This window comes from Pseudomonas taiwanensis (genome assembly GCF_013393345.1).
GTDB classification, from domain to species: domain Bacteria; phylum Pseudomonadota; class Gammaproteobacteria; order Pseudomonadales; family Pseudomonadaceae; genus Metapseudomonas; species Metapseudomonas resinovorans_C.
In genome coordinates, this window is record NZ_QJRF01000064.1 from 28,704 (window position 1) to 45,374 (window position 16,671).

Below are 16,671 nucleotides of genomic sequence, written 5' to 3' on the forward strand. Positions count from 1 at the left end.
GCTTGCTCGCGAAAATCCCGAGCACGATTCTTCGCGAGCAAGCTCGCTCCTACCTGTTCTCTCGCCGGATGCCCCGGCAAAGCGGCAACCGGCGGCAAATAGCCCTTGCCGCTTTGCCGCCCGGCCCCTGTCCATTGCCGCTTTTTGCCGCCCTTCATTGCATCAAGCTACTGAAAACAAAGGGAAAATTGTTTTGGCACGGCCTTTGCTGAATGTCAGGTAAGCAAACCAGATTGCCACTGGCAAAGGTTCCGGACATGAGCATCAGCTTCGAAAAGGCCCTCGGCATCCACCAGCAAGCCCTCAGCTTCCGCGCCCAGCGTGGCGAGGTGCTGGCGAACAACATCGCCAACGCCGATACCCCGAACTACAAGGCTCGTGACCTGGACTTCGCCAGCGTGCTGGCCCAGCAGTCGGAGAAAGCCGCCCACGGCAGCTTCCAGGCCGCACGTACCAACGAGCGCCACATCGTCGCCGAAGGTTTCGACATGGCTGACGCCTCGCTGAAGTACCGCATTCCGTTCCAGGCGGCCGTCGACCAGAACACCGTCGACGCCCAGTTGGAGCAGTCGAACTACACCGAGAACGCCATGCAGTTCCAGGCCAGCTTCACCTTACTCAACAGCAAGTTCAAAGGGCTGATCGGCGCCCTGCGCGGCGAATAACGGAGAGCCAAGCCATGTCACTGTCCAGCATCTTCAACATCGCCGGCACCGGCATGAGTGCCCAGAACACTCGGCTGAACACCATCTCCAGCAACATCGCCAACGCCGAAACCGTTTCCTCCAGCCTCGACCAGACCTACCGCGCCCGCCACCCGGTGTTCGCCACCATGTTCCAGGACAGCCTAGGCAACGGCGACCGCGGCTCGTTGTTCGCCGACCAGGATCAGTCCGGCGCCGGCGTCCAGGTACTCGGCGTGATCGAGGACCAGAGCACCCTGACCCCGCGCTACGAGCCGAGCCACCCTGCGGCCAACGCGGATGGCTACGTCTACTACCCCAATGTGAACGTGGTCGAAGAGATGGCCGACATGATTTCCGCCAGCCGGTCCTTCCAGACCAACGTGGAAATGATGAACACCGCCAAACAGATGATGCAGAAAGTGCTGACCCTGGGTCAGTGATAGCGCGCGAGGGAACAGCATGAGTGTCAGCAACGTAGCGTCCACCGATGGCCAGTCGTTTCTCGACCAGTACGCCATCAAGAACGAACCCAAGAGCAAGGACCTCGGCAAGAACGAGTTCCTGGAACTGCTGGTCGCCCAGTTGAACAACCAGGACCCGTTGTCTCCCCAGGAGAACGGCGAGTTCATTGCCCAGCTGGCGCAGTTCAGTCAGGTGGAAGGCATCGAGAAGCTCAACTCCAGCATGGGTTCGCTGCTGTCTGGCTACCAGTCTTCGCAGGCGCTGCAAGCCTCGTCCCTGGTGGGTCGCAAGGTGATCGTGCCGAGCGAGAAGGCCGTGGTGGACACCGCGGAAACCTTCAAGGCCAGCGCCAACCTGCCCATTTCCAGCAGCAACGTCTGGGTCAACGTCTACGACAGCGCCGGCACCCTGGTGAACCGCGTCAACCTTGGCGAGCAGCCTGCCGGCAGCGTGAGCTTCATGTGGGACGGCAAGGACTCCAGCGGCAAGGTCATGCCGCCTGGCACCTACAAGTTCGAAGCCCAGGCCCAGTACGGCGGTGAGACCAAGGCCCTTTACACCATGCTGCCGGCCAACGTCGATAGCGTCACCCTCGGCCAGAACGGCGGCGAACTGATGCTCAACCTCGCGGGCATCGGCAGTGTCGGGCTCTCCAAGGTCCAGGTCATCGGTCAGTAACTTCCCGGTTCAGAGCGCCGGGAAGCACCGGCAAAGGAGATAGAAATGGCGTTCAACATCGGTCTCAGCGGCCTGCGCGCAGCGACCAGCGACCTCAATGTCACCGGTAACAACATTGCCAACGCCGGCACCGCGGGCTTCAAGCAGTCCCGGGCGGAATTCGCCGACGTCTATGCCGCTTCCGTGCTGGGTACCGGCAAGAATCCCCAGGGCAGTGGCGTGCTGCTGGGCGACGTGTCCCAACTCTTCAACCAGGGCAACATCAACTACACGCAGAACGCCCTGGACCTGGCCATCAACGGCAATGGCTTCTTCCAGACCAGTAACAATGGCGAGGTCAGCTATACCCGTGCCGGTTACTTCGGAACCGACCGCAGTGGCTATATCGTCAACAACTTCGGCTACCGCCTGCAGGGCTACGGCATCGACGGTAACGGCAACGTGCAGAACGGCGTGATCAGCGACCTGCAGGTCCAGACTTCCAACCAGGCACCCAAGGCCACCACCGAAGTCGCCCAGAAGTTCAACCTGAACTCCACCACCAAGGCGCCGACCAACACCCCGTTCGATCCGAGCGACCCGACGACCTACACCTCGTCCACCTCGGTCAACATCTATGACTCCCAGGGCAATGCCCACGTCATGACCCAGTACTTCATCAACAACTCGGACCCGGCCGCGACGCCGCCGGTGACCAACAACTGGACCATGGCTGTGCTGGTGGATGGCCGCAATCCGTCCAACCCGACCAGCACCGACCCGCACACCACCAACCTGCTGTTCAATGCCGACGGCAGCCTGAACACCGCCGGCATGGCGGCGGGTGGCGAGCTGAACTACGACCCGGCCACTGGGCTGATGAACCTGGACGACTGGGTACCCGCCGTGTCCGATGGCGGCACGCCCGCCAACTGGTCGGCCAACGGCGCCACCGCCGACGCCGGCGGCATCAGCGTCGATATCCGCGGCTCCACCCAGTACTCCAGCGCCTTCGCGGTGAACAGCATCAGCCAGGACGGCTACACCACCGGCCAGTTGGCAGGTCTGGAAATCGACGACACCGGTGTGATCTTCGCCCGCTACACCAACGGCCAGTCCAAGGTGCAGGGCCAGGTGATCCTCGCCAGTTTCGCGAACGTCCAGGGCCTGACCCCGGTCGGCAAGACCGGCTGGGTGCAATCGTTCGAGTCCGGTGAGCCCATAGTCGGTACACCCCGTTCCGGCACCCTGGGTGCTCTCCAGGCCGGCGCACTCGAAGACTCCAACGTTGAACTGTCGGACCAGTTGGTGAACCTGATCGTCGCCCAGCGCAACTACCAGGCGAACGCCAAGACCATCCAGACTGAAGACGCGGTAACCCAGACCATCATCAACCTGCGTTGATGAGCGGCTGCATGCTCTTTATGTAGGAGCGAGCTTGCTCGCGAAGGTTTGCCCATTCGCTGGCAAGCCCGCTCCTAGTGGCGGCAAATCCCCTTGCCGCTGGCGGCATCCCCTCGCCGCCAGTGCTTTGACAAGGCCCTGCAAAGGGCCTTTTTCTTTTTGTAAAAATCCTTTTATTTCAATGGTTTGTTTGTGATTTTCGGGTTTGGCACGCGGCTTGCTGGGTAGCTTGCAAAGCGCCAAGGGCGGCAACGCCCACTCGGAGAGATTCATGGACAAGATGCTTTATGTCGCAATGAGCGGAGCCAGCCAGAACAGCCTGGCCCAGCGTGCTCATGCCAACAACCTGGCGAACATCTCGACTTCCGGTTTCCGCCGCGATTTCGAGCAGGCGCGATCCATGCCGGTGTTCGGTGACAGCTTCCCGTCGCGGGTCTATGCCATGACCGAGCGCCCCGGTACCGACTTCACCCCCGGCGCCCTCCAGGAAACCGGCCGTGACCTGGATGTCGCCGTGGAAGGGGAGGGTTGGGTTGCGGTACAGGCCCCCGACGGCAGCGAAGCCTATGTGCGCACCGCCAGCCTGCAGATCGATGCCCTTGGCCAGCTCCGCACCGGCAATGGTTTGCCGGTCATGGGCAATGCCGGTCCCATTGCCATTCCGCCGGAGCAGAAAGTCGAGATCGGCCAGGACGGCACCATCAGCATTCGTGCTCTGGGCGAGGCGCCCAACGTGGTGGCCGAGGTGGACCGCATCAAGCTGGTCAACCCCGATCCCAAGCAGCTGGAGAAGGGCGCCGACGGCCTGATCCGCGTCAAGGACCCGCTGCAGCCGGTGCAGGCCGACGCCAATGTCCGTGTGACCTCCGGATTCATCGAAGCCAGCAACGTGAACGCCGTGGAAGAGATGACCGCGATCCTCTCGCTGTCCCGCCAGTTCGAGCTTTCCGTGAAGATGATGCGTACCGCCGAAGACAATTCTTCGGCAATGGCGCGGGTCTTGCAGTTCAGCTAATCACCAGTACGCGGCGCCATGATTCCGGCGCCCGAGGAGAAGAAAATGCTTCCGGCACTCTGGGTCAGCAAGACCGGCCTGTCCGCCCAGGACATGAACCTGACCACCATTTCCAACAACCTGGCGAACGTTTCGACCACGGGCTTCAAGCGCGACCGCGCCGAGTTCGAGGACCTGCTGTACCAGATCCGTCGCCAGCCGGGTGGCCAGACCAGCCAGGACAGCGAACTGCCCACCGGCCTGCAATTGGGTACCGGTGTGCGCATCGCCGGCACCCAGAAAATCTTCACCCAGGGCAGTCTGCAAACCACCGAGCAGCCGCTGGACATGGCCGTCAATGGTCGTGGCTTCTTCCAGGTGCTGATGCCCGATGGCACCGTCGCCTACACCCGTGACGGCAGCTTCCACCTGAACTCCGACGGCCAGATCGTCACCTCCCAGGGCTTCGCCCTGGAGCCGGCCATCGTCCTGCCCGCCGAAGTGCAGACCTTCACCGTGGGCGAAGACGGCACCGTTTCCGTGACCACTACTGGCAACCCCGCTGCCCAGATCATCGGCAATATCCAGACCGCCGACTTCGTCAACTACGGCGGCCTGCAATCCATCGGCAACAACCTGTACCTCGAGACCGCCGCCAGTGGCGCGCCGCAGGTCGGCACGCCGGGCCTGACCGGTCTGGGCGTGGTGCAGCAGAACACCCTGGAGAACTCCAACGTCAGCGTGGTCGAGGAGCTGGTGAACATGATCACCACCCAGCGTGCCTACGAGATGAACTCCAAGGTCATCTCCACCGCCGACCAGATGCTCGCTTTCGTCACGCAGAACCTGTAACGCCCTGAGGTAGTTGTCATGAACCGGCTGATCATTCTCCTCCCGCTGCTCGGCATCACCCTGATCCAGGGCTGTGTGCAACCTGCGCCGCGACCGAACGATCCCTACTACGCGCCCGTGCTGCCGCGCACTCCGCTGCCTGCTGCACAGAGCAACGGCGCGATCTACCAGGCCGGTTTCGAGACCAACCTCTATGACGACCGCAAGGCCTATCGCGTGGGTGACATCATCACCATCACCCTCAACGAGCGTACGCAGGCCAGCAAGAACGCCAACTCGCAGATCCAGAAGGACAGCAACGCCAACATCGGCCTGACTTCGCTGTTCGGCGGTGGCGTTTCGGTGAACAACCCCAATGGCGGCCTCAATCCGCTGGATGCCGCGCGCCTGTCCCTGGATGCGGAATACAACGCCAGCCGCGATACCAAGGGTGATTCCAAGGCGGGGCAGAGCAACAGCCTGTCCGGTTCCGTCACCGTCACCGTGTCCGAAGTGCTGCCCAACGGCATCCTCGCGGTTCGCGGCGAGAAGTGGCTGACCCTGAACACAGGTGACGAGCTGGTGCGCATTGCCGGCATGGTCCGCGCCGATGACATCGGCACCGATAACACCGTGCCGTCCACTCGCGTGGCCGATGCGCGCATTACCTATTCCGGCACCGGCGCTTTCGCCGACGCCAGCCAGCCGGGCTGGTTCGACCGGTTCTTCATGAGCCCGCTGTTCCCGTTCTGATGAGGCCGACCATGAAGCGACTGATCACCGCCCTCTGCTTGCTGCTTGCCGCCGGCGCGGCCCAGGCCGAGCGCCTGAAGGACCTGGCGAGCATCCAGGGCGTACGGACCAACCAACTGATCGGCTACGGCCTGGTGGTCGGCCTGAACGGCTCGGGTGACCAGACCACCCAGACGCCGTTCACCCTGCAGACCTTCAATAACATGCTGGCGCAGTTCGGCATCAAGGTGCCGGCCAACGTCGGTAACGTGCAGCTGAAGAACGTCGCGGCGGTGTCCATCCATGCCGACCTGCCGCCCTTCGCCAAGCCGGGCCAGACCATCGACGTGACCGTTTCCTCCATCGGCAACGCCAAGAGCCTGCGCGGCGGCAGCCTGCTGATGTCGCCGCTCAAGGGTATCGACGGCAACGTCTACGCCATCGCCCAGGGCAACCTGGTGGTGGGCGGATTCGATGCCGAGGGCAGCGACGGTTCCAAGATCACCGTCAACGTTCCGTCCTCTGGGCGCATTCCGTCCGGCGCTACCGTGGAACGCCCTGTGCCGAGCGGCTTCGAGCAGGGCAACTTCCTCACCCTGAACCTCAACCGCCCGGATTTCACCACGGCGAAGAATATCGTCGACAAGCTCAACGAACTGCTCGGACCGGGTGTCGCCCAGGCCGTGGATGGCGGCTCGGTACGGGTCAGTGCGCCGCTGGACCCGGGCCAGCGCGTGGACTACCTGTCGGTGATCGAGAACCTGGAGATCGAAGCGGGCCAGGCCGTGGCCAAGGTCATCATCAACTCGCGAACCGGCACCATCGTCATCGGCCAGAACGTGAAGGTGCAGCCAGCCGCCGTGACCCACGGCAGCCTCACCGTCACCATTACCGAGGACCCCATCGTCAGCCAGCCGGAAGCCTTCTCCGGCGGCGAGACCGCGGTAGTGCCGCGCTCCCGGGTGAATGCCGAGGAGGAAGCCAAGCCGATGTTCAAGTTCGGCCCCGGCACCACCCTCGACGAAATCGTGCGTGCAGTTAACCAGGTGGGCGCTGCGCCGTCCGACCTGATGGCCATCCTGGAAGCGCTGAAGCAGGCCGGTGCCCTGCAGGCCGACCTGATCGTGATTTAAGGGAAAGGCGATGAACTCGAAACTCTCCACAGGGCTCGCCTCCGGTTCCAAGGTGGACAGCGGCGCCTACACCGACCTGAACCGGCTCAGCCAGTTCAAGGCCGGCAAGGATCGCGACAGCGAGGGCAACATCCGCAAGGTCGCCCAGGAGTTCGAGTCGCTGTTCCTCAATGAAATGATGAAGTCCATGCGCCAGGCGGGTGAGGCCTTCGCCGAAGGCAACTACCTGAACAGCAACGAGACCAAGACCTACCAGGAAATGCACGACCAGCAGCTGGCCGTGACCCTGTCCAAGCAGGGCGGCGTCGGCCTGGCCGATGTGCTGGTCCGGCAGCTGTCCAAGACCAACAAGTCGACCGGACCCAATCCCTTCGCCCAGGTGCAATCCGGCGTCCAGGCCAACTGGCCGGCGCAGGGCAGCAAGCAGGTGGCGAACGCCGAAACATCGAGCTTTGCGGAACGTGACGACTCCAAGCTGCTCAATCAGCGCCGCCTGGCACTCCCCGGCAAGCTGAGCGATCGCCAGGCGGCGGGCATCGTGCCGTCGCCCGAACAACTCGCCGGCACCTCGCTGGCCGGCAAGGACTGGACTCCGGCTCAGACTTACGCCGCGCCTGAGCGCGAAGCGGTCGGTGCCGAGGCGGCGGAAAGCGCCAAGGGTGCGGGCAAGCGCGTCTTCGCTTCGCGCAATGAATTCATCGACACCCTGCTGCCGATGGCCGAGAAGGCCGCCGAGCGAATCGGCGTCGACCCCCGTTACCTGGTGGCCCAGGCAGCGCTGGAAACCGGCTGGGGCAAGTCGATCATCCGCGAAGGCGATGGCACCAGCAGTCACAACCTGTTCGGCATCAAGGCCCACAAGAGCTGGGACGGCGATTCCGCACGGGTGATGACCACCGAGTACAAGGGCGGCAAGGCGGTCAAGGAAGCGGCGTCGTTCCGTTCCTACAACTCCTTCGAGCAGAGCTTCCACGACTACGTGAGCTTCCTGGAGAACAACGACCGCTACGACAAGGCGCTGAACTCCGCCGACAACTCCGAGCAGTTCGTCCGCGAGCTGCAGAAGGCCGGTTACGCCACCGACCCCCAATACGCCCGCAAGATTTCCCAGATTGCCCGCGGCATGCAGGTTTACCAGGCCGTTGCTGCAGTCGACAGCACGACCACCAGGATATGAGGCTTGAGTCATGGCTGACTTACTGAACATTGGCCTGTCGGGACTGCGCGTGAGCCAGACGCAGCTCACCGTCACCGGCCACAACATCTCCAACGTCAATACGCCCGGCTTCACCCGGCAGAGCGCGACGCAGTCCACGACACTGCCGCAGTTCTCCGGCTCGGGCTATATCGGTAGCGGCGTAACCCTGACGGATATCCGTCGCAGCTACAGCGAGTTCCTCACTGCGCAGCTGCGCAACACCACCTCACTGAGCAGCGATGTGGATGCCTACAAGAGCCAGATCGACCAGCTCGACTCGCTGTTGTCCGGCACCACCACCGGCATCACGCCGTCGCTGAAGAGCTTCTTCGCGGCCATGCAGACCGCTGCCGAAGACCCCGCCAATATGCCGGCGCGGCAATTGGTGCTGTCCGAGGCCGAAGGGCTGGCGCGACGCTTCAACACTGTCTACGACCGGCTGAGCGCGCAGAACGACTCGCTCAACAAGCAGATGTCGTCGGTGGCGGACCAGGTGAACCGCCTGGCCGGCTCCATCGCCAGCCTCAATGACGCCATCGCCGTAGCCTCCTCCAATGGCCAGGTGCCCAACGACCTGCTGGACTCGCGCGAGGAAGCGATCCGTCAGCTTTCCACCTACGTGGGCGTCAGCGTGGTGCCGCAGAGCGACGGCACCCAGAGCATCTTCGTCGGCACCGGCCAGCCGCTGGTGGTGGGTAGCTCCGCCAACCGCCTGGAAGCGGTGCCTGGCAAGGGCGACCCCAGCCGCTTCGAACTGGAGTTCGTCAGCGGCGATTCCCGCCAGGGCGTCACCACGCTGCTCAGCGGTGGCGAACTGGGCGGCCTGATCCGCTACCGCAGCGAGACCCTGGACGCCAGCCTGAACACCCTGGGACGCCTGGCCATGTCCATCAGCGACCAGGTCAACACCCAGCTCGGCCAGGGCCTGGACCTGAAGGGGAAAGTGGGCGCGGCGCTGTTCGGCAACTACAACGACCCGGCCCTGGCGGCACTGCGGGTCAAGGCGTTCGCCGGCAACAGCAATGCCCAGCCCGTGCTGAACATCACCAATACCAGCCTGCTCAACACCAGCGACTACCAGATGGAATACGACGCCACGGCGACGCCGCCCTATATGGTGCGCCGCCTGAGCGACAACCAGCAGATGGTGGTCAGCGACAGTACCCCCTCGGGCACCCTGACCATCACGGACAGCGCGGGCCGCGACCAGGGCTTCCAGATTGCCCTCGGCGTGCCGCCGCCCACCACGGGTGACAAGTTCATCCTGCAGCCCACGCGTACCGGCGCCAAGGACATCGCCGCCGTGCTGGACCAGGCGGACCAGTTGGCCTTCGCCGCGCCCCTGCATTCGGAAGCGAATGTGCAGAACAAGGGTACCGGCGCCATCGGCCAGCCCAACATCACCAATACGCTGAACCCTATGAGCCAGGCGCACCTGGCGGCGATCTCGTCCATCACCATGAACTACACGGCTGGTACGCCGGGAAGCCTGAGCTTCTCCGGCCTGCCGCCTGGCGTGACCATCAGCCAGCCGCCGTCGGGAACCCTGAGCGTGACCCCGGGGCAGACCAATCAGCTGAGCTACACCGTGTCGGTCACCACCGGTACTCCGGCCACCACGCAGGAATACCAGATCACTCAGAGCTTCAGTGGGCGCGCGGAAACCGGTGACACCTTCAGTCTCGCCATGAGCAGCAACGGTGTGTCCGACAACCGTAACGCGCTCAAGCTGGTGGATTTGCAGACCAAGGCCGCCGTTGGCGTGGACGCCCTGGCGGGTGGCAGCGGCTCCAGTTTCACTGACAGCTACGGCGACCTGGTGGAGCGGGTGGGCACCCTGACCGCCCAGGCGCGGGTGGACAGCGAAGCCAGCACGGCGATCCTCAAGCAAGCCACGGACAACCGCGACTCGCTCTCGGCAGTGAGCCTGGATGAAGAGGCGGCCAACCTGATCAAGTTCGAGCAGTACTACAACGCTTCGTCGCAAGTGATTCAAGTTGCCCGAAGCCTGTTCGATACCTTGATGAGCACCTTCCGCTAACGGAGCCCGCCATGCGCATTTCCACGATCCAGCAATACAACAATGGCGTGTCGGGCCTGCAGCGGAACTACGCGAACGTCACCCGCACCCAGGAACAGATCAGCACCGGCAACCGCATCCTCACGCCGGCGGACGATCCGGTGGCCTCGGTGCGACTCCTGCAGCTCGATCAGCAACAAGGCGTACTCGATCAGTACGCCTCCAACCTGACCGCAGCCAAGAACAGCCTGACCCAGGAAGAAGTGACACTGAACTCGGTCAACACCGTGCTCCAGCGCGTGCGCGAACTGGCGGGCGAGGCCGGTAATGGCGCCCTCAGCACCGAGGACCGCAAGGCCATCGCGGCCGAACTCAAGGAGCGCGAGGACGAGTTGCTGAGCCTGATGAACACCCGCAACGCGCGGGGCGAGTACCTGTTCTCCGGCTTCCAGGGCAAGACCCAGCCCTTCGTGCGCAACGCTGACGGCAGCTACAGCTACGAGGGCGACGAAGGCCAACGCAAGCTGCAGATCGCCAGCTCGCTGCAGGTTCCCATCAGCGACAACGGCAAGCGCATTTTCGAGAACGTCATCAATGCCGGGCGGCTGGACAGCGCCGTGACCAACAGCCCCGCTGGCTCCACGCTGAGCCCCTCGGCGCCGTTGGTGCAGGACGAAGTGGCCTTCACCGGCAACCCTCCTTTCCCCGATGCCGGTGTACAGATCGTCTTCGGCAACCCCGACCCCAACAGCTACGAAATTTTCGCTGTGGGGACGACCACACCGGTACTCGGGAGCGGCGCCATCGACACCGATGACAAAACCGACGACCAGGTGGTGTTCCGTGGCGTCAGCATCAAATTCGACGGCGTTCCCGTAGGCGGCGAGACCGTCGAGGTGACCGCCCAGCCGAATCAGCAGAAGCAGGGCATCCTCGACACCATCGCGAACCTGCGCATGGCGCTTGAGAACGCTCCCAACACGCCAGCCGGCAACAACCTCGTCCGCGACTCCGTCGCCGAAGCCCTGACCAACCTCGACAACGGCATGACCGTGGTCGACTCAGTGCGTGGCGACATCGGCGCTCGCCTGAACGTGGTCGAATCCACCCTCACCGACAACGAAGACGTGACCCTGGTGAACCAGTCCATCCAGGCCGACCTGCGGGAACTGGACTACGCCGAGGCGCTGTCGCGGCTGTCGTTCCAGTCGATCATTCTCGAGGCCTCACAGCAGAGCTACGTGAAGATTGCGGGGCTGAGTCTGTTCAACAAGCTGGGATAGGGTGGGCGCACCCCCTATCCATTTCCTCTTGCGCTAAAGCCCCGTACTCCGGGGCTTTTCTGTTCTCAGCCGATGTTGGCTGACATTTTGCTTCGTCGTTACCGATGGGCGTCTCGACGCCAGAAATCTGTTGTGGCGTACCAGTGCGCCTGGCGAACAAGACCCCTGGACGACATTTTCCAGCATGGGGCGGATGGTTTTTTGACGGATGCGAAGCATGAAGGCTGAGGCACTCGGATTCTCAAGCAAGGCGGGAACCCTGGAAGCGTTGAAGGGGCGGCTGCATTCCGCCACCCTGCTACCCCAGGTGCGCATCCTCGTGGGGGATTGGCGCTCGGACTCCGCAAGTTGCCTGAAGCGAGCCTTGGCCCAAGGCTGGCCGCTCATGGCCACCCGGAGCAGCAGCAGTCAGGAAGATGGCGAGTTTGCGTCCGCCGCCGGCCAGTACGATTCGCAGCTTAACGTCAGCTCGGTAGGCCTCGAGTCCGCCATCAATGCGGTGATCGAGTCCATGGGCGGCGCATCGGCGCTCCCCTCGGACGAAGTGTTCGTCCAACCGATGTTGGTGGATGTCGCGCTGTCCGGCGTCGGCTTCGGCCTGGACCCGACCAGCGGCGCGCCCTATTTCGTCCTCAATTACGATGACGCCAGTGGTAGTACTGAAAGTGTGACCTCCGGACGCTCCAATGAGGTCCAGACCTTCTATGCCCATCACACTGCGCCTGTGGTTTCGGAACCGCTGGGGAAGGTGATCCAGTTGCTGCGGGAGCTGCAGACGCTGTTCCAGACGCCGGCGATCGACATCGAATTCGCGCAGGAGGAGGGCGGTGAACTCTACCTGCTGCAAGTGCGGCCGCTGATCATGCGTGCGGAGCCCGCCGATCCCGAAACCCATGGGCGCATCGTCCGGTTGATTCACGACCGTATCGCCCAGGGTATTCGTCCGCAGCCGTTCCTCCATGGTGAACGCACCGTGTATGGCGTGATGCCGGACTGGAACCCGGCTGAGATTATCGGTGTACGTCCCAGACCGCTGGCGCTGTCGCTGTACCGAGAACTGGTGACCGACATGATCTGGGCCTACCAGCGCAACAACTACGGCTACCGCAACCTGCGCAGTTTCCCGCTGATGCTGCATTTCCATGGTCTGCCGTATATCGATGTACGCGTCAGCTTCAACTCCTTCGTGCCGCGCGATATCGATGGTCCGCTGGCTGACAAGCTGGTCAACTACTACATCGAACGGCTGCTGGAAGCGCCGAACCTGCATGACAAGGTGGAGTTCGAAATCGTCTTCTCCTGCTACACGCTGGACCTGCCCAAGCGCCTCGCCAAGCTGCGGGACGCCGGCTTCAGCGAAACCGAATGCGAGCGTCTGGCCGACAGCCTGAGGAATCTGACTAACAGGATCGTCCACAACGAGACCGGTCTTTGGCGGGCGGACCAGGAAAAACTGGACACCCTTCTGGCACGACGCGAGGAGATCCTTGGCGCCGATACCGACCCCGTCACCCGCATCTACTGGTTGCTGGAGGATTGCAGTCGCTACGGCACCCTGCCGTTCGCGGGCCTGGCTCGCGCCGGTTTCATAGCCGTGCAATTGCTGCGCTCCCTGGTGGAAGTAGGGGTGCTGAACAGCGAGGAATACGATGCGTTCCTCAACGGCCTGAATACTGTCAGTGGCCAGATGACCCAGGACCTGGCCCAGCTGGACAAGACCACCTTCCTGGCCCGTTATGGGCACCTGCGTCCGGGCACCTATGACATCCTCTCGCCTCGCTACGACGAGACGCCGGACCTGTATTTCGACTGGACACGCCCACTGTCCGGCGAGGCCAAGCGAGGCGCGCGTTTCGCATTGTCCCTGGAGCAAATGCGCCAGATCAGCAAGCTGCTTGCCGAGCACGGCCTGGCTCACGATGTGGTGGGCTTGTTCGATTTCCTCCAGGCCGGCATCGAGCTGCGCGAGTACGCAAAGTTCGTCTTCACCCGCAACCTTTCCGATGCGCTGTCCCTCTTCCGCGAATACGGCCACAGCCTTGGCTTCAGCGCCGAGGACATGTCCTTCGCCAGCATTCAGGTGATCAAGGAGTTGCATGCAGCGAGCGCCGATCCCGTAGATGCCATTGCAGCCAGCATCAGGGAAGGACGCCGTCGTTTCGCCGAAACCTGCCAGGTGATACTGCCGCCCCTGATCACGCGGCCGGAGGATGCGTTCGCCTTCCACCTGCCGCAGAACGAACCCAACTTCATCACCCATGCCCAGGTGACCGGGGCAGTGGTATCCCACGAGGGCCGCGATCAACTGGAAGGCGCGATAGTCGCCATTCCGAGCGCCGATCCAGGCTTCGACTGGCTGTTCTCACACCGGATCGCGGGGTTCATCACTGCTTATGGCGGGGTCAATTCCCATATGGCGATTCGTGCCAATGAACTGGGCCTGCCCGCAGTAATCGGTGCCGGCGAGGTGCTTTATCGCAAGTGGGCCGCAGCCGAAGTGTTGAAGGTCGACTGTGCCAACCGGCGCGTCGAGGTACTGCGTTGAAGACCGTATTGCTGAGTCAGCGGGTCGACATTCTCGCGAGCCGTGGCGAGCGCCGCGATGCTGTGGACCAGCGCCTGGTGGCGTGGCTGGCCGAGTGTGGCTACCTGGCGGTACCCGTGCCGAACCAGCCGGAACGCGTAGCGCTGTACTGGGACCGGTTGCGCCCCCATGGCGTGGTGCTGTCGGGCGGCAACGACCTGGCTTCGCTGGGCGGAGACGCCCCGGAGCGCGACATTACCGAGCGGGAGTTGCTGCGTCTGGCCCAGGCGTCAGGACGACCCCTGTTCGCCCTGTGTCGAGGCATGCAACTGCTGTTGGACAGCTTCGGCGTTCCCCTCGAACGCGTGGAAGGGCACGTGGCCAGCCGCCACGACCTCCTGCTGGACGGCACTCCGCATCAGGTGAACAGCTTTCACAGCTGGGCCGCGCGGGAGGTGAACGAGCAGTTCGTGGTGCGGGCGCGAAGCGCCGATGGCGTGGTGGAGGCTGTGCGGCATGCGAATTTACCGCTGCACGGAGTGATGTGGCACCCCGAGCGGGAGGCCGAGTTCAATGCCCTGGATCGCCAACTGCTGGTGAGCAGCCTTGGTTGAGCCGAGTGAGAAGAGACATGGACCGACGGACTGCAGGGCATGTCCGCGCGGGACGGATTCAAGACTGGAGACTTCATGACAGCTGCAATCATCCTGGCTGCCGGGCGCGGCAGCCGAATGCGTGAACTGACCGCCGAGCAGCCCAAATGCTTCGCCCGCCTGCATGGCCGGCGCCTGCTCGACTGGCAGCTGGACGCCATTCGGGGCGCGGGTATCGATTCGGTCTCGATTGTGCGCGGCTACCTGCGCGAGGCCTTCGAGGAGCCGGTGCACTATTTCGAGAATGCGGCCTGGTCGAGCAGCAACATGGTGCGCACGCTGCTGCAGGCCCGGGAGTGGTTGCAGCAGGAGGATTGCATCGTCAGCTACAGCGATATCGTCTACACCCCGGCCACGGTCTCCGCACTGATGAACACCGAGGGTGACCTCGCGATCGCATACGACCCGGCGTGGTTGCAGCTCTGGTCACAACGCTTCGCCGACCCCCTGGCCGATGCCGAGAGCTTCCGCCTCAATGGCGATGTGTTGGAAACCATCGGCGAACGTTGCGCCAGCGTGGATGAGATCCATGGCCAGTACATGGGCTTGCTGAAGTTCACGCCCAGCGGGTGGCGAAAGGTGGCCGAACTCCTCGAGGGCCACAGTGAGGCAGAGATCGACCGTCTCGACATGACGAGTCTGTTGCGCAAGGGTTTGGCCGCCGGTTGGCGGATTCACCTTTGCCCGGTGGTCGGTCCCTGGGGAGAGGTGGATGAGCCGGGAGATCTGGCGCTCTATCACCGCATCATTCCTGCCGTGGACCTCACCGAGGGCGCACGGCAGTGAGCCGCGTCGTCTGGATCACCGGGCTTTCCGGCGCCGGCAAATCAACACTCGCGACGGCCGTGACCGAGTGCCTGCGCGCCCAGGGCGATGCGGTGGTGATGCTGGATGGCGACCAGTTGCGGGAAGTTTTCGGGGCGGTGGCCAATTCGGCCGGCAACCATGGTCGGGAAGGTCGTCTTGCACTGGCAATGCAGTACGCGCATCTGTGCCAGGTCATCGCTCGCCAGGGACTGACAGTGGTGATCGCCACCATTTCGCTGTTCCGGGAGGTTCATGAATGGAACCGGACCAACCTGCCGGGCTACTTCGAGGTGTATCTGCGGGTACCCCTGGAGGAGCTCCAGCGGCGGGACCCCAAGGGTATCTACCGACGCTTCGCGACCGGCGAGATCAGCCACGTAGCAGGCCTGGATTTGCCCATCGATGAGCCGCAGGCCGCCGATTGGGTCGTGGAATTCGAACCGTCCCTCGCACCTGAGGCGACGGCGACTGCATTGTTGAATCAACTGAACAAAGGGCTACCTGCATGAAGACTGAATGGGATTACACCTCCTTGGCCGACGCCTACCTCAAGCGCCCGGATTACTCGGATGCCGCCATCGACGCGATGCTCGCCATTGCGGGGCTCGAGTCGGGCAAGGTCTGTGACGTCGGAGCAGGGGTGGCGCACCTCACCCTGATGCTGGCCGCGCGCAAGTTCGACGTCACCGCTGTCGAGCCCAACGACGCAATGCGCGCCAACGGCATCAAGCGTACGGAACGACTCGCCAATGTGCGCTGGTTCGAGGGCACTGGCGAACAGACCGGCCAGGAGACTGGCGCCTTCGACATGGTGACCTTCGGCAGCTCGTTCAACGTGTGCGACCGGCAGCAGGCGCTCAAGGAGACCGCGCGCATCCTCAAGCCCAACGGCGCGTTTGCCTGCATGTGGAATCATCGCCGTCTGGACGACCCGATCCAGGAAGAGATCGAGAGCATCATCAAGCGGGCGGTGTCCGGCTACGGCTACGGTACGCGCCGCGAAGACCAGACCGCGGTCATCGAGTCATCCGGGCTGTTCGGTCCCGTGGTGCATCTGGACGCCGGTGTGCTGCATCAGCAGACTGTCGCGGAATGTGTCGAAGCCTGGCGCTCCCACGCAACGCTGGCGAGGCAAGCGGGCAGCGGCTTCCACGCCGTGGTGCAGTCCATCGAGGATTTCCTGAAAGGCCTTGGTACGGACAGCATCGACATTCCCTATTCGACCAATATCTGGGTTGCCCAACTGGCCTGATGCAGGCCTAGGCGACCCCGTGGTTCGTGCGCATA

17 protein-coding genes are annotated in these 16,671 nt (G+C 63.3%); 16 read left to right on the forward strand and 1 reads right to left on the reverse strand.

The features are described 5' to 3' along the window. The first annotated feature begins 257 nt into the window (after window positions 1-257). Genes flgB through flgE form a run of 4 tightly spaced genes read left to right on the forward strand, consistent with a single transcriptional unit; the run spans window position 258 to window position 3,209 of the window. A complete protein-coding gene (flgB, locus tag DM872_RS17095) occupies window positions 258-665 on the forward strand; it encodes a flagellar basal body rod protein FlgB (RefSeq protein ID WP_179060592.1) in 408 nt (135 codons plus the stop codon). A gap of 14 nt (window positions 666-679) precedes the next feature. After that, window positions 680-1,126: a flagellar basal body rod protein FlgC gene (gene flgC, locus DM872_RS17100; protein WP_179060593.1), complete on the forward strand. Its 447-nt coding sequence runs from the start codon at window positions 680-682 to the stop codon at window positions 1,124-1,126. Between the two features lie 19 nt (window positions 1,127-1,145). Then, window positions 1,146-1,826, forward strand: coding sequence for a flagellar hook assembly protein FlgD (gene flgD, locus DM872_RS17105; protein WP_179060594.1), 681 nt, complete (start codon window positions 1,146-1,148; stop codon window positions 1,824-1,826). Window positions 1,827-1,871: 45 nt separating this feature from the next. Beyond that, window positions 1,872-3,209, forward strand: coding sequence for a flagellar hook protein FlgE (gene flgE / locus DM872_RS17110; RefSeq protein ID WP_179060595.1), 1,338 nt, complete (start codon window positions 1,872-1,874; stop codon window positions 3,207-3,209). An 18-nt stretch (window positions 3,210-3,227) separates the two neighbouring features. Here flgE and DM872_RS17115 read toward each other — a convergent pair whose 3' ends face one another. Then, window positions 3,228-3,482, reverse strand: coding sequence for a hypothetical protein (locus DM872_RS17115; protein ID WP_179060596.1), 255 nt, complete (start codon window positions 3,480-3,482; stop codon window positions 3,228-3,230). Here DM872_RS17115 and flgF point away from each other — a divergent pair. The 12 genes from flgF to DM872_RS17175 all read left to right on the forward strand — a co-directional run bounded on the left by flgF (window position 3,481) and on the right by DM872_RS17175 (window position 16,636). Next, the gene (gene flgF / locus DM872_RS17120; RefSeq protein ID WP_179060597.1) at window positions 3,481-4,224 is read left to right on the forward strand and encodes a flagellar basal-body rod protein FlgF; all 744 of its coding nucleotides are present in this window, start codon (window positions 3,481-3,483) and stop codon (window positions 4,222-4,224) included. The genes DM872_RS17115 and flgF overlap by 2 nt on opposite strands. A gap of 45 nt (window positions 4,225-4,269) precedes the next feature. After that, entirely contained in the window at window positions 4,270-5,055 is a 786-nt protein-coding gene (gene flgG, locus DM872_RS17125) for a flagellar basal-body rod protein FlgG (RefSeq protein ID WP_179060598.1), read from the forward strand. Window positions 5,056-5,073: 18 nt separating this feature from the next. After that, window positions 5,074-5,787: a flagellar basal body L-ring protein FlgH gene (gene flgH, locus DM872_RS17130; protein WP_179060599.1), complete on the forward strand. Its 714-nt coding sequence runs from the start codon at window positions 5,074-5,076 to the stop codon at window positions 5,785-5,787. A gap of 11 nt (window positions 5,788-5,798) precedes the next feature. Continuing rightward, window positions 5,799-6,899 (forward strand): flagellar basal body P-ring protein FlgI, encoded by a 1,101-nt coding sequence (locus tag DM872_RS17135; RefSeq protein WP_179060600.1) that lies wholly within the window; start codon window positions 5,799-5,801, stop codon window positions 6,897-6,899. 10 nt (window positions 6,900-6,909) lie between these two features. Then, a complete protein-coding gene (gene flgJ, locus DM872_RS17140) occupies window positions 6,910-8,076 on the forward strand; it encodes a flagellar assembly peptidoglycan hydrolase FlgJ (RefSeq protein ID WP_179060601.1) in 1,167 nt (388 codons plus the stop codon). Between the two features lie 10 nt (window positions 8,077-8,086). Then, window positions 8,087-10,138, forward strand: coding sequence for a flagellar hook-associated protein FlgK (flgK, locus tag DM872_RS17145; protein ID WP_179060602.1), 2,052 nt, complete (start codon window positions 8,087-8,089; stop codon window positions 10,136-10,138). A gap of 11 nt (window positions 10,139-10,149) precedes the next feature. Then, window positions 10,150-11,400, forward strand: a complete 1,251-nt coding sequence (gene flgL, locus DM872_RS17150; protein ID WP_179060603.1) for a flagellar hook-associated protein FlgL — start codon at window positions 10,150-10,152, stop codon at window positions 11,398-11,400. A gap of 217 nt (window positions 11,401-11,617) precedes the next feature. After that, window positions 11,618-13,945, forward strand: a complete 2,328-nt coding sequence (locus DM872_RS17155; RefSeq protein ID WP_179060604.1) for a PEP-utilizing enzyme — start codon at window positions 11,618-11,620, stop codon at window positions 13,943-13,945. Next, window positions 13,942-14,538, forward strand: a complete 597-nt coding sequence (locus tag DM872_RS17160; RefSeq protein WP_179060605.1) for a gamma-glutamyl-gamma-aminobutyrate hydrolase family protein — start codon at window positions 13,942-13,944, stop codon at window positions 14,536-14,538. Before DM872_RS17155 ends, DM872_RS17160 begins: the two co-directional genes overlap by 4 nt. Window positions 14,539-14,613: 75 nt before the next feature. After that, entirely contained in the window at window positions 14,614-15,363 is a 750-nt protein-coding gene (locus tag DM872_RS17165) for a phosphocholine cytidylyltransferase family protein (protein WP_179060606.1), read from the forward strand. Further along, on the forward strand, window positions 15,360-15,893 hold the full coding sequence (locus tag DM872_RS17170; RefSeq protein ID WP_179060607.1) for an adenylyl-sulfate kinase: 534 nt from the start codon (window positions 15,360-15,362) through the stop codon (window positions 15,891-15,893). The genes DM872_RS17165 and DM872_RS17170 overlap by 4 nt, the downstream gene beginning before the upstream one ends. Then, the gene (locus DM872_RS17175) at window positions 15,890-16,636 is read left to right on the forward strand and encodes a class I SAM-dependent methyltransferase (RefSeq protein ID WP_179060608.1); all 747 of its coding nucleotides are present in this window, start codon (window positions 15,890-15,892) and stop codon (window positions 16,634-16,636) included. Before DM872_RS17170 ends, DM872_RS17175 begins: the two co-directional genes overlap by 4 nt. Window positions 16,637-16,671 lie beyond the last annotated feature (35 nt).

Coding starts and splice junctions, on each gene's coding strand:
- DM872_RS17135 (WP_179060600.1), top strand. CDS start 5,799: ATGAAGCGACTGATCACCGCCCTCTGCTTGCTGCTTGCCGCCGGCGCG.
- flgL (WP_179060603.1), top strand. CDS start 10,150: ATGCGCATTTCCACGATCCAGCAATACAACAATGGCGTGTCGGGCCTG.
- DM872_RS17165 (WP_179060606.1), top strand. CDS start 14,614: ATGACAGCTGCAATCATCCTGGCTGCCGGGCGCGGCAGCCGAATGCGT.
- DM872_RS17155 (WP_179060604.1), top strand. CDS start 11,618: ATGAAGGCTGAGGCACTCGGATTCTCAAGCAAGGCGGGAACCCTGGAA.
- flgH (WP_179060599.1), top strand. CDS start 5,074: ATGAACCGGCTGATCATTCTCCTCCCGCTGCTCGGCATCACCCTGATC.
- flgD (WP_179060594.1), top strand. CDS start 1,146: ATGAGTGTCAGCAACGTAGCGTCCACCGATGGCCAGTCGTTTCTCGAC.
- flgK (WP_179060602.1), top strand. CDS start 8,087: ATGGCTGACTTACTGAACATTGGCCTGTCGGGACTGCGCGTGAGCCAG.
- flgE (WP_179060595.1), top strand. CDS start 1,872: ATGGCGTTCAACATCGGTCTCAGCGGCCTGCGCGCAGCGACCAGCGAC.
- DM872_RS17115 (WP_179060596.1), bottom strand. CDS start 3,482: ATGAATCTCTCCGAGTGGGCGTTGCCGCCCTTGGCGCTTTGCAAGCTA.
- flgB (WP_179060592.1), top strand. CDS start 258: ATGAGCATCAGCTTCGAAAAGGCCCTCGGCATCCACCAGCAAGCCCTC.
- flgC (WP_179060593.1), top strand. CDS start 680: ATGTCACTGTCCAGCATCTTCAACATCGCCGGCACCGGCATGAGTGCC.
- flgJ (WP_179060601.1), top strand. CDS start 6,910: ATGAACTCGAAACTCTCCACAGGGCTCGCCTCCGGTTCCAAGGTGGAC.
- DM872_RS17175 (WP_179060608.1), top strand. CDS start 15,890: ATGAAGACTGAATGGGATTACACCTCCTTGGCCGACGCCTACCTCAAG.
- flgG (WP_179060598.1), top strand. CDS start 4,270: ATGCTTCCGGCACTCTGGGTCAGCAAGACCGGCCTGTCCGCCCAGGAC.
- flgF (WP_179060597.1), top strand. CDS start 3,481: ATGGACAAGATGCTTTATGTCGCAATGAGCGGAGCCAGCCAGAACAGC.